We start from the raw sequence: 13385 nt of genomic DNA on the forward strand, positions 1-13385 counted from the left end.
GTGCCTTATTTTTTAGCATTATGAGCACAAAGGGAAGATACACTATTACAGCAGCTTTACCATATACAAATGGTCCAATACATATAGGTCATTTAGCAGGGGTTTATGTCCCTGCAGACATTTATTCCCGATATTTAAGAATGACTGGCAATGATGTTGCTTTTATATGTGGTAGTGATGAGCATGGTGCTGCAATCCCAATGCGTGCAAAAAAAGAAGGAGTTTCGCCACAAGTAATTATAGATAAATACCACTCTATAATCAAAAAATCTTTTCAAGATTTTGGGATATCATTTGATAATTATTCAAGAACCTCTGCTCCTGTTCATCATGAAACCGCTTCCGGGTTTTTTAAGAAATTATATGAAGATGGTAAATTTATCGAAGAAATAGCAGAGCAATTATATGATCCAGAAGCAGATCAGTTCCTTGCAGATCGATTTGTAACTGGCACCTGTCCAAAATGTGGTCACGAAGAAGCCTATGGCGATCAGTGCGAAAAATGTGGAAGCTCGCTTAATGCAACCGATCTTATCAACCCAAAATCAACCATTTCCGGAGCAAAACCAATACTAAAAGAAACAAAACACTGGTTTTTACCTTTGGATCAGTATGAAGATTTTTTAAAAGAATGGGTACTGGTAGGACATAAAAAAGATTGGAAAACCAATGTATACGGACAAATAAAATCCTGGATCGATGATGGGCTACGTCCTCGTGCCGTAACCCGTGATTTAGATTGGGGGATTCCTGTACCGGTAGATGGTGCTGAAGGCAAAGTACTATATGTTTGGTTCGATGCCCCTATAGGATATATCTCTTCTACCAAAGAATGGGCTGCCAGAGAAGGAAAAGACTGGGAACCATACTGGAAAGATAAGGACACCAAATTGGTGCATTTTATAGGCAAAGACAATATTGTTTTTCACTGTATTATTTTCCCAAGTATGTTAAAAGCAGAAGGCAGTTACATATTACCAGAAAATGTACCCGCTAACGAATTTTTAAATTTAGAAGGCAATAAGCTATCCACTTCCAAAAACTGGGCGGTATGGTTACACGAATACTTGGAAGAATTTCCTAACCAACAAGATGTTTTGCGTTATGCATTAACGGCAAATGCCCCCGAAACTAAAGACAACGATTTTACCTGGAAAGATTTTCAGGCACGCAATAATAATGAGCTGGTTGCCATATTTGGTAATTTTATTAATCGCGTAGTAGTTTTAACTAATAAATACTACGATGGTATGGTACCAACTCCGGGAACTTTATCTGAAGTAGATGAACAAACATTAGCCGAACTTAAAGCATATCCTGCTGTAATCTCAAGCTCTGTAGAACGATACCGATTTAGAGAAGCAAGTCAGGAACTTATGAATGTTGCCCGGTTAGGAAATAAATATCTGGCAGACGCAGAGCCTTGGAAACTGATTAAAACCGATGAAGAACGCACTAAAACCATAATGTATGTGGCATTACAAATCGCATCGGCATTAGCCACCTTATCCGAACCATTTTTACCGTTTACCAGTAGTAAATTAAAGTCTATGCTCTCTCATTCTGATCTTGATACAGATCCTACATGGAATGATATTGCAATAAAAGAAGTACTATTACCTGCAGGACATAAAATTGAAAAAGGGGAATTATTATTCTCTAAAATCGAAGATACCGAGATACAAACACAACTAGATAAACTGGAAGCTACTAAAAAAGCCAACAAAGCCGAAAACAAAGTAGTAGAACCACAAAAAGACACTACCTCTTTTGAAGATTTTTCTAAAATGGATATCCGGATAGGAACCATCATTGAAGCTGAGAAAATGCCAAAGGCAAAAAAGCTATTGGTACTTAAAGTAGATACGGGAATTAATGTTAGAACCATCGTTTCTGGTATTGCAGAGCATTTTTCACCAGAAGAAGTTGTAGGCAAAAAGGTAACGGTATTGGTTAATCTGGCCCCAAGAGCATTACGAGGGGTAGAAAGCGAAGGCATGATCTTAATGACCGAAACTCCAGATGGTAAATTGGTGTTCTTAAACCCAGATGACGATGGGGTGAATCCTGGTACTGTAGTGAGTTAAAAAAATAATATTATGTCTGGTCGAGCGCAGTCGAGACCTGCTAATCAACAATCTCGGAGCAAGTTCAGGGAAAACGCTTCCGAAAATATATTTTGTTTTCGAGGCAAGCCGAGAGAGAATTAAACTCCACAATATGTATTAAAAGTATTAGTTTGAAATTATATTTTGTCACTAGTGGGCACTTAAAACCCGTTGATTTTTAGTTGTTTATATTCTTGTTCTTTGACATCTTTGCAATTTAAATTCGTAAGTATCTGTTTTATAGGTGTTTTATCGAGTAGTGATATACTCAAAATCTGTAATATTTCGTAGATTCTACGTTCTGATTTGAGTTTGTTTCCAATAATTGCCACTAAACAATAGGCTATGATGGCGCAATAGATTTGTATCTTGACTGCGTTAATACTCGTTCCCCAGAATGATTTTATTCTAAGGTGCTGTTTCATCCATTTAAAGAAAAGCTCTACCTCCCATCGTTTTTTGTATAGTAACGCTATTTCATTAGCTTTTAGATCTTTATTGTTTGTGAGGAATATGAATTCCTTTTTTGTTTCACTATCATAATATTTTATGCGCCGAAGTTTTTCAGGATAGTTCTTTTTGATATAATATCCTTCTAATTTACCTATCTGGTCATATTTAATGCCTTTGGCCTTATCCGTTTCCATTGAATACATTCTTTTAAAACGCATGTTTTGCTTGGCACGGGTAATGAAAAAAGCTTTTTGTTGATCAATTTTATAGAGTCGTTCAAAGTCAATGTAAGCTTTGTCCATCACATAGAAGCTGCCAATCTCGTAAGTAAGGATGTCTAGCACATTAACATCGTGTAGGCTTGCCTTCGAGATATGAAGAAAACTAGGAACAGAGGTTTTTACATCATAAAGTGTATGAAGTTTTATACCTCCTTTATTCCTTCGAAATTCCGCCCACCAAAAAACACTCAAACAAAGATCTATTGTTGTGGAGTCTAATGCATATACATTGCCTTGAACATCAATTTCAAACTCATCTCGATAACAGCTCTTTCGTGCTTCATATATCAGAATATAGGCAAATTCCTCGAAGATTTTATGACTTCTCTTTTCATTGGCAATACCAAGATTGCGACGTGAAATCGTAGTTCCAAATCCTAAGTGGTAGTACTTAGAACGATGAGCCTCAAGGCTCAAAATCAAATCTCGCATGCTATCTCTTGATGTTAATTGGCCAAAAACCATACATAGCATTTGATTCCAACAAGTAAAACTCCTGACATATTTATTGCCGCTATGCTCTTTAACAATACGATCAAATATTCTGCGAGGAAGAAACTCGGTAATTTGTGCAAAAATATATTTACCTTGATTCATAAGATTTTTTACAAAAATCTTATTTACAATTCAAATCGTCACGTTATAAAAAACGTCGAAGATACTATCTACAAAGATTTCAGAGAACTTAACTCAATTTATAATGCCCACTAGTGATATTTTGTCTATATTTTATTATGTTCTGATAAACTTACTTATACGGGGGTAACAAATAATATCTCTAGGAGATTTGAGGAACATCAAAAAGGGGAAAACAAAAATTGTTTTACATTTAAACGCAGACCAGTAGAGCTTATTTTTTCTCAAGAGTTTACCGATATAAATCAAGCCATATATTTTGAGAAAAAAATAAAGAAATGGAGTGCCAAGAAAAAACTAGCTTTAGCAAATAACCAATTTGATCTTCTACAAATTTTATCAGAATGCAGAAATGCTACACATTCAAAATATAACCCTGATGCAGAATAGAGGTCTCGACTGCGCTCGACCAGACAATCGAATACTCATGGATTCTTTTATTACCAAAAACAGTAAAAATGTATCATCAAAAAAGGTAACAATGTTGACTTTTATGACATATACATAAAAACACCTTAATTTTATGAGAAGAAATATTTTAATACTATCCTTATTATTTAGCATAGCAACTGTTTATACCCAAGAAAAAGTTCTGGAACTGCCAGAAAGCTTTTCTACTTCTTATCAATCCAGCAAAGAGTCGTATGCTGTTCCTAATCAAGAAAATGGAGAACTCATGCTTTTACTGGAAGAAAAGAATAAATTCTATTCTTATTTATTGAATTCTGAGTATCAACAACAATCAAAAATAACCACCAAAACACTTCCATCTAAATACAGGAGTATATTGGGGTACTCTATAAATAACAACATATACTCTATCTTTTTTAGTAATTCTAGAAACACAAAATTTGGGGTACAAACATTTGATTTTGGTACAAACTCTTCAACAAGCACTATTTTAGATTTTAAAATAAAAGGAGAGAAATATGTAGAAACTATAAATTATAAGAATCAGTTTTACTTAATTACCATCACAAAAAATTCTTCAGATTTAAACTTTTATACGTTTAACAAGGACTATCAACCACAAAAAAAAGTAGTTTCTTTACAACAAATCGAATATCAAAACCCAAGGGATAAATATCATACTATTAATGCACATTATTTATTGATTGCTGATGCTGGAGGAATCTCTAGCAGCATAATAGAAATTGGAAAAATTGAAGCCAAAAATCCAAATATTATAGAAACAACATCCAAATTAACAAAACTGTACCAGTTTAACAATCAACTGATATTTAGTTTTGATTACAGCAAAAAAGAGACAAAACTATGTTTTATCGATTTAGATAACTTTCAATTTACTTATAAAACTTTTGACAAACCATCCAAAGAAGAAAAAGGTTTTACGGGCAGTAATTCGTACATCTATGACAATAAGCTTTTTCAAATAGCAAGCTCCTATCAAAAAATGAAATTCTTAATTTCAGATTTAACTTCAGGAAAATTAATAAAAGAATACGCTATCCAAAAAGAAGATTCCATTACTTTTAAAAACTCTCCCATTATACAAGAAGGAGGGGTGAATTTTTTTGGTATTGCTAATGAAGACCGCGTGCGAGAAATGGAAAAAACCGCAAAATTTCTTCGCAAAATTTCTAACTCCAACATAGGTATCTCTGCTTATAAAGTAAATGACAAATATAATATCGTATTGGGGGGAACAAAAGAAATTCCTTCAGGAGGTGTAGGTTTTGCTCCCGGATTTGGAGGAGGTATGCCTATCACTACTAGTTCTAGCGCCATATTAGTAGGTTTTAATCCTACCTTTTATGGTTATGGAGGATACACCTCTACTAAATCTACCTATATCAATTGTCTCTTTGATGAAAATTTTGAACATCAACAAGGAGATATCCCAAAAAATGTATTTGATAAAATAAATGACTTTGAGGATACTCTTAAAAAACCGATAGCTAAAAATATTTTTTTACATAATAATAACATCCATTTCAGTTATTATGATAAAAACGATAAACTGTATAAATTGTATCGTTTTAAAGAGTAAAACATGCTCAAAATAGCATACCATCCTATTTACACACATCCCTTACCAGAAGGGCATCGTTTTCCGATGCTTAAGTACGAACTATTACCAAAACAATTACTGCATGAAGGCACTTGTGTAGAAGAAAACTTTTTTAGCCCTAAAATCCCGGACACTGCTCCTATTTTGGAAGTACATACAGAATCGTACTACAAAAGTCTTATAGAGCTGTCCTTAGACCCAAAAGCAGCAAGAAAAATAGGGTTTCCGTTATCTAAAGAACTCATTGATCGGGAAGTTATTATTGCAGATGGCACTATAAAAGCCTCAAAATACGCTCTAAAAAATGGAATTGCCATGAATATTGCAGGAGGCACACATCATGCATATACTAATCGCGGAGAAGCATTTTGCCTGTTAAACGATCAGGCAATCGGAGCTCGTTATCTTTTACAGAGTGATTTGGTACAAAAAATATTGATTGTAGATCTGGACGTGCATCAAGGCAATGGTACTGCTCAAATTTTTGAAAAAGACTCTTCCGTATTTACTTTTTCGATGCATGGAGCAAACAACTACCCTTTTAAAAAAGAAATTTCGGATCTGGATATTGCACTACCCAATCAAACCGAAGATCAGGAATACTTAACTATTCTAAAAGAAACACTACCAAAACTTATACAAGATCAAAAACCAGATTTTATCTATTATTTATGTGGTGTAGACATTTTATCTACTGATAAGTTAGGAAAATTATCTTGTACAATTGCTGGTTGTGCAGAACGAGATAGATTTGTGCTGCAAACCTGCAAGGATCTTAATATTCCTGTTATGTGCTCTATGGGCGGAGGATATTCTCCTGATATAAAAACTATTATTGAAGCACATGCGAATACTTTTAGAATTGCACAGGATATTTTCTTTTAATAATCAACAGTAATCATTTGCAAACGCATAATTTGTATCTTGCTTATTTTAAATCATATAAACATGAGACAAAAATCTATAATCATATTTATAGTACTGGGAAGTATATGTAGCACTTTTGCGCAGAGTACAGAATCTAATGTTTTAAAATTTACTGACGGAATGATTTCTCCTAGCGCTACTTTAGAAGATATTTCCTGGATTAGCGGATACTGGCGTGGAGAAGCTTTTGGAGGAATAACCGAAGAAATCTGGAGCGATCCTTTGGGTAACTCGATGATGTTTTCGTTTAAATTAGTCGTAAACGAAAAGGTTAAGTTTTATGAACTGGGAGGTATTACCCAAATCGGCTCTACCCTATTGATGCAATTAAAGCATTTTAATGACGATTTTAAAGGATGGGAAGAAAAGGAAGAAACTGTAGATTTTAAACTTGTAAAAATAGAAAAAGATAAAGTTTATTTTGACGAGCTTACCTTCGAAAAAATTAGTGATTCTGAAATCAATGTCTATGTTGTTGTCTCTAATAAAGATGGATCTAGTGAAGAAGTTAAATTCAATTATAAAAAGCAATAATTTAGTATGCAAAAAGATTGTCCCGTTTGCGGAGATAAAATTATAGGAAGAGCAGATAAAAAATTTTGTAGTGATTATTGCCGTAATGCATATAACAACCAACTTAATAAGGATAGTAAAAACCTGATTCGTAATATTAATAATCTATTACGTAAAAACTATCGGATTCTGGAAGAGCTAAACCCAAAGGATAAAACCAAAATAACAAAATCTAAACTAATTGCAAAAGGGTTTGATTTTCAACATTTCACCAGTATTTATACTACAAAAACAGGAACCGTTTATTATTTTGTTTATGATCAAGGATACTTACCTCTCGAAAATGAGTTTTATGCTTTAGTTAAAAAAAATAGCTAGTAAAAAAGGGAATACTACTTTTTTTTACCAGCTATTTTTATTGATTGAAATAATATCTATTTAGGCTACTTACCCCACCAGTTATGCCCATTCATCCGTAATGCAGCTTTCATGATATCTTTCTGGCTAATTTGACCTACTAATTTACCATCTTCCAATATTGGAAAACGTCTTCTTTTTGTTTCTAAAAACTTATTTGCAGCGTCAAAAATATTCAAATTGCCATCTATAGTTTCTACATCTTTTACCATAAAATTTTCGACTCTGGCATCTTCTATAGGCATATTATAGTATCTGCTCTCATTTAGTTGTTTTATGCAATCTCCTTCAGAAATAATACCAAGTAACTGATTATTTGCATCCACCACAGGGCCTCCTGATATTTTATGTTGTATTAACGTTTCGATAACTTCCATTACAGACTGATCCGGACTAAATGTTATCAAGTCTTTTGTCATATAATCTGAAACTTTTATCTGTGTCTCGTCTTGCTTCTTTGTTTTAGAACGAGCGCCTTGAAAACTAATGATCCCCATATATTTTATGATTTAGTGAATCTTAAATATAGTGATTTACAATGATTTATACAAGAAACCTGTAATCCAACTGTAATTAAAATCATATTTTCATATCTTTATACTTGTCATTTTTAATGGTTTGAAAAAGTATTCAATTATCATTTCGATTAGTAACTGCGCTATAATTGTAGCTTATTTCTTACCTTTAACCTAAATCATACTATAGAAATATGCGAAAGTTCCCCTCTTTACTTACGTTTCTTCTTATTACTGCCATTTTAGCGTATACTTTTTACAGCAGCAAACCGCAAAGAATTACAGACCTCGAAACACCTAAACAAGAGTTTTCTACTCTTCGTGCTTTAGAACATGTAAAAAATATATCCAAAGGCTGTCACTATTTAGGAAGTGAATCTCATGAGGACGTTAAATCATATATCATAGATGAATTATTAAAGATGGGATTACAGCCTTTGATACAAAAAGGGGTTTCAATTTCTAACAATGGCAGAGTAAACAATCCACAAAATATTATTGCCAAAATTAAAGGTAGTGACACCACAAAATCACTATTATTAATGTCTCATTATGATAGTTCGCCTTATTCATCTTATGGTGCAAGTGATGCAGGTAGTGGTGTAGCAACCATTTTGGAGGGGATAAGAGCATATATCGCCACTAATAAAGTTCCTAAAAATGATATTATAATATGTATTACAGATGGGGAAGAACTAGGGCTTAACGGAGCTGATTATTTTATAAAAAATCATCCTTGGGCCAAAAATATTGGACTCGCTCTTAATTTTGAGGCCAGAGGGAGCGGGGGCAATTCATATATGCTTATAGAAACCAACGGGAATAATAAAAAAATGATCGAAGAGTTTTCTAAAGCTGGTGTTAAATACCCTGTAACAAATTCTTTGGCATATAGTATATACAAAATGCTACCTAATGATACCGATCTTACGGTGTTAAGAGAACAAGGCAATATTGATGGCTTTAACTTTGCATTTATAGACGATCATTTTGATTATCATACCGCAAATGATATCTGGCAAAATTTGGATTTAAATACCCTGCAGCATCAAGGTAGCTATCTTATGCCTTTACTTTCCTATTTTTCTGATTCTGACTTAACTAACCTTAAATCAGACGAGGATTATATTTATTTTAATACCCCTATTTTTAATCTTATTAAATATCCATATAGCTGGATATATAGTTTGCTAATTTTATCCATAATTTTATTTATTGGATTAATATTTTACGGAAAATTTTGTTACAGAATCGATTTTAGAGAAGTTTTAAAAGGTTTTGGTTTATTTTTTCTATGTTTAATTCTTGCAGGGTCTATAACCGTTGGCGGATGGCAATTGCTTACTGTTATTTACCCGCGGTATAACGAAATCCAACAAGGTTTTACTTATAATGGTTATCCATATATTAGTGTTTTTGTACTGTTATCTATAGCTATTTGTTTTAAAACCTATGCCAGATTTACTAAAATTCAAAATCAAGTCAATCTGTTAGTAGCACCTTTATTTATTTGGATTATTATTTGTTCTTTGACAGCTTTGTACTTAAAAGGAGCCAGCTATTTTATAATTATTGTATTATGTGGTCTGATTTCTTTATTTGTACTTATCCGACAAAAAAAACCTAATCCTTTATTGATGGTTTTACTAGGGGTTCCATCTATTTTTATCCTGTCCCCATTTATTGTTTCTTTTCCGGTTGCTTTAGGTTTAAAAATTCTATTTGTTTCTTCTGTTTTGACCGTTTTATTATTTGGTGCTTTACTACCGGTATTTGGGTTTTATAAACGAAAAAATTTAATTGGAAATCTTGGGCTTCTTTTCAGTTTTATTTTTCTTATTACAGCACATATAAAATCTGATTTTACAGAAATCAGACAGAAACCTAATAGCCTGGTATATATACTGGATACAGATAAAAACAAAGCTGTTTGGGCTACTTATGATAAAACTTTGGATTCCTGGAGCAAAAACTATATTAATCCGGAAGAAAATATTGCAGAAGCTTATAATGCAACTACTTTATATAGCAAGTATCAAAAATCATTTACCTATACTAATCAGGCAACTATTAAGAATGTACCTTCTCCTAAACTGGATATCAGCAAAGATACTATTATTGGCAATCAAAGACATATAGATCTATGTATTGCCCCGCAACGGGATATTAACAGGATAGATGTATACACAAGGACCTTGTTTAATTTTGATTCTTTAAAAGTTAATGGGGAAACCGCTAGGGATTTTAAAAAGTCTGATGATAAAATTTATAATGTGTTCTCCAAAAGATGGAATAAAAACCTGCTTATTTATTATGTTAGCAAAAACCAACCTTTGGAACTACAAATGCAGTTTCATAAAGACTCCCTGCCTCAATTTATTATTTATGAGTCTTCTTATGATCTGCTTAAAAACGAGCATTTTTCGGTGCCTTCAAGGGATAAAAACATGATGCCAAAACCATTTGTGCTTAATGATGCTGTAATTATCAAAAAAAGTTTGGATGTAAAGGAATACAAAGAAAAAAAAGTGGATACGTTGAATAATAAAATTATCTCAATGTAATAAACATAGGTTTTAAAAATCAAAGAAATCAATCCTTTTATCAGAGATTAAAAAAAAGCACTCTACTATCTTTCATTATTCACTAATGTCATAATAACATGAAATGTTACCATAAAAAAATCCAAACCTTAGTAAGGTTTGGATTTTTTTCATATTCAGCAAAAAGATTTTTTATCCTTTTAAACTAGCTTTTAAATACTCACGGTTCATACGTGCTATATTTTCTAAAGAGATCCCCTTAGGGCATTCAATTTCACAAGCTCCGGTATTGGTACAATTACCAAAACCTTCTTCATCCATTTGGTTTACCATTGCCAATACCCGATCTGTAGCTTCTACTTTACCTTGTGGTAAAAGAGCAAATTGAGACACTTTTGCAGAAGTAAATAACATAGCTGAAGCATTTTTACATGCTGCTACACAAGCACCACATCCAATACAGGTAGCTGCTTCAAAAGCCTTATCTGCATCATCTTTATTAACTGGTATTGCATTAGCATCAATAGTATTACCAGAAGTGTTTACCGAGATATACCCTCCTGCATGTTGTATTCTGTCAAAAGAACTACGATCTACCATTAAATCTTTTATTACTGGAAATGCTTTTGCTCTAAATGGTTCGATATAAATAGTATCTCCATCTTTAAACATACGCATGTGTAATTGACAAGTCGTTACTAGTCGATCTGGTCCATGAGGTTCCCCATTGATTTGTAAAGAACATGCTCCGCAAATACCTTCTCTACAATCATGGTCAAATACCACAGGATCCTCACCTTTGTTAATCAATTGCTCGTTTAACACGTCTAACATTTCTAAAAAAGACATGTCTCCTTCAATTCCTTTTACTTGATAGTCTACTATCTTTCCTTGTGACTTGGCATCACTCTGGCGCCATATTTTTAGTGTAAGATTCATAGCTTTTATTTATAAGAACGTGTTTTTAATTCAATGTTTTCGAAGACTAAATCTTCTTTGTGCAATTTAGCATCCTTTGGTTCTCCCATATACTCCCATGCAGAAACATATTTAAAGTTTTCATCATCTCGCAATGCTTCTCCTTCTTGCTCCCCAGACTGCTCTACAGACTCTTCTCTAAAATGTCCTCCGCAAGATTCTCTGCGATCTAGTGCGTCTTTTGCGAATAACTCTCCTAATTCTAAGAAATCTGCTACTCTTCCTGCTTTTTCCAGTTCAGGATTCATACTATTTGCTGTTCCGGGTACTTTTACATTTTTCCAGAAATCCTCACGCAAAACTGCAATTTCTTCGATTGCTTCTCTTAATCCTTGCTCATTACGAGACATTCCACATTTATTCCACATGATTTTACCTAATTTTTTATGGTAATAATCCACAGAATTCTCTCCAGAACCACTCATTAATTTTGTGATACGATCTTTAACCTCTTTCTCTGCCTGATCAAATTCTGGTGTATCTGTAGGTATTTTTCCTGTGCGAATATCATGTGATAAATAATCTCCTATTGTATATGGTAAAACAAAGTATCCATCTGCCAATCCTTGCATTAATGCAGATGCTCCTAATCTGTTTGCGCCATGATCCGAAAAGTTTGCTTCTCCTGCTGCATAGCACCCCGGGATTGTTGTTTGCAGATTATAATCTACCCAAAGACCTCCCATCGTATAGTGAACTGCAGGATAAATCATCATTGGTGTTTTATATGGATTTTCATCTACAATTTTTTCATACATCTGAAAAAGGTTTCCATACTTATCTTCGATCACTTTTTCTCCTAATTCCCTAATCTGATCTGCTGTTGGATTGTGTATACCAGAAGTTAAAGCCTTTTCTTTTCCGTAACGTTGTATAGCGGAAGCAAAATCCAGGTATACTGCTTCTCCTGTTTTATTTACACCAAAACCGGCATCACATCTTTCTTTTGCTGCTCTGGATGCTACATCACGTGGCACTAAATTACCAAAAGCAGGATAACGACGCTCTAAGTAATAATCTCTTTCTTCTTCAGATAATTGTGTTGGTTTTAATTTACCTGCACGTATTGCTTCGGCATCTTCAATTCTTTTAGGAACCCATATACGACCATCATTACGTAAAGACTCAGACATTAATGTTAGCTTAGACTGATGATCTCCAGATACTGGTATACAAGTTGGGTGAATCTGTGTGTAACAAGGATTTGCAAAAAATGCTCCTCTGCGATGCGCTCTCCATGCAGCCATAACATTACTTCCCATAGCATTGGTACTTAAAAAGAATACGTTACCGTACCCTCCGGATGCTAATACTACCGCATGTGCCGAATGTCTTTCTATTTCTCCTGTAACCAGATCACGAGCAATAATTCCTCTGGCTTTACCATCTACCTTCACCAAATCTAACATTTCGTGACGGTTAAACGCTTGTATTTTACCTCTGTTTATCTGGCGGTTCATGGCAGAATATGCTCCTAAAAGTAATTGTTGCCCTGTTTGTCCTTTGGCATAAAATGTTCTGGACACCAAAACTCCTCCAAAAGAACGGTTATCTAATAAACCACCGTATTCGCGAGCAAAAGGAACTCCTTGTGCTACACATTGATCTATAATATTACCCGAGACTTCGGCTAACCGATATACATTAGCTTCGCGAGATCTATAATCTCCACCTTTTATAGTGTCATAAAATAAGCGGTAGTTAGAATCTCCGTCTCCCTGATAGTTTTTTGCTGCATTAATTCCTCCTTGTGCCGCTATAGAGTGTGCACGACGAGGAGAATCTGAATAGCAAAATGTTTTTACGTTATATCCCAACTCGGCCAGAGTTGCAGCAGCACTTCCGCCTGCTAATCCTGTACCTACAACAATAATATCAATATTACGTTTGTTTGCCGGGTTAACCAGATTTATAGTGTTTTTATGTTTTGTCCACTTATCTGCCAGTGGACCTTCAGGTATTTTAGAATCTAAAATTGACAT

The 13385-nt window shown here is 33.9% G+C and carries 11 protein-coding genes; 7 read left to right on the top strand and 4 right to left on the bottom strand.

The window, feature by feature from the left end:
• Positions 1 to 20: 20 nt before the first annotated feature.
• A complete protein-coding gene (gene metG, locus ACZIYX_RS15145; RefSeq protein WP_462683098.1) occupies positions 21 to 2087 on the top strand; it encodes a methionine--tRNA ligase in 2067 nt (688 codons plus the stop codon).
• A gap of 182 nt (positions 2088 to 2269) precedes the next feature.
• Here metG and ACZIYX_RS15150 read toward each other — a convergent pair whose 3' ends face one another.
• Positions 2270 to 3439 carry an IS4 family transposase gene (locus tag ACZIYX_RS15150; protein ID WP_462683099.1) on the bottom strand — a complete coding sequence of 390 codons (1170 nt, stop codon included), beginning with the start codon at positions 3437 to 3439 and terminating at the stop codon, positions 2270 to 2272.
• Between the two features lie 177 nt (positions 3440 to 3616).
• Between ACZIYX_RS15150 and ACZIYX_RS15155 the strand changes: the two genes are divergently transcribed.
• The 5 genes from ACZIYX_RS15155 (at position 3617) to ACZIYX_RS15175 (ending at position 7328) form a co-directional block, all read left to right on the top strand.
• A complete protein-coding gene (locus ACZIYX_RS15155; RefSeq protein WP_462683121.1) occupies positions 3617 to 3868 on the top strand; it encodes a GIY-YIG nuclease family protein in 252 nt (83 codons plus the stop codon).
• 133 nt (positions 3869 to 4001) lie between these two features.
• Positions 4002 to 5489: a hypothetical protein gene (locus ACZIYX_RS15160; RefSeq protein ID WP_462683100.1), complete on the top strand. Its 1488-nt coding sequence runs from the start codon at positions 4002 to 4004 to the stop codon at positions 5487 to 5489.
• A gap of 3 nt (positions 5490 to 5492) precedes the next feature.
• Positions 5493 to 6395: a histone deacetylase family protein gene (locus ACZIYX_RS15165; RefSeq protein WP_462683101.1), complete on the top strand. Its 903-nt coding sequence runs from the start codon at positions 5493 to 5495 to the stop codon at positions 6393 to 6395.
• A gap of 63 nt (positions 6396 to 6458) precedes the next feature.
• Positions 6459 to 6971 carry a DUF6265 family protein gene (locus tag ACZIYX_RS15170; protein WP_462683102.1) on the top strand — a complete coding sequence of 171 codons (513 nt, stop codon included), beginning with the start codon at positions 6459 to 6461 and terminating at the stop codon, positions 6969 to 6971.
• Positions 6972 to 6977: 6 nt separating this feature from the next.
• A complete protein-coding gene (locus tag ACZIYX_RS15175; RefSeq protein WP_462683103.1) occupies positions 6978 to 7328 on the top strand; it encodes a hypothetical protein in 351 nt (116 codons plus the stop codon).
• Between the two features lie 65 nt (positions 7329 to 7393).
• Here the strand turns inward: ACZIYX_RS15175 and ACZIYX_RS15180 are convergent, their stop codons facing one another.
• A complete protein-coding gene (locus tag ACZIYX_RS15180) occupies positions 7394 to 7864 on the bottom strand; it encodes a CBS domain-containing protein (RefSeq protein WP_462683104.1) in 471 nt (156 codons plus the stop codon).
• 212 nt (positions 7865 to 8076) lie between these two features.
• Between ACZIYX_RS15180 and ACZIYX_RS15185 the strand changes: the two genes are divergently transcribed.
• Positions 8077 to 10446, top strand: a complete 2370-nt coding sequence (locus tag ACZIYX_RS15185; RefSeq protein WP_462683105.1) for a M28 family peptidase — start codon at positions 8077 to 8079, stop codon at positions 10444 to 10446.
• A gap of 171 nt (positions 10447 to 10617) precedes the next feature.
• Here the strand turns inward: ACZIYX_RS15185 and ACZIYX_RS15190 are convergent, their stop codons facing one another.
• Both ACZIYX_RS15190 and ACZIYX_RS15195 read right to left on the bottom strand, forming a co-directional pair.
• Positions 10618 to 11364, bottom strand: coding sequence for a succinate dehydrogenase/fumarate reductase iron-sulfur subunit (locus tag ACZIYX_RS15190; protein ID WP_462683106.1), 747 nt, complete (start codon positions 11362 to 11364; stop codon positions 10618 to 10620).
• A gap of 5 nt (positions 11365 to 11369) precedes the next feature.
• On the bottom strand, positions 11370 to 13385 hold the full coding sequence (locus tag ACZIYX_RS15195) for a fumarate reductase/succinate dehydrogenase flavoprotein subunit (RefSeq protein WP_462683107.1): 2016 nt from the start codon (positions 13383 to 13385) through the stop codon (positions 11370 to 11372).

It is taken from the genome of Aquimarina sp., assembly GCF_977115655.1.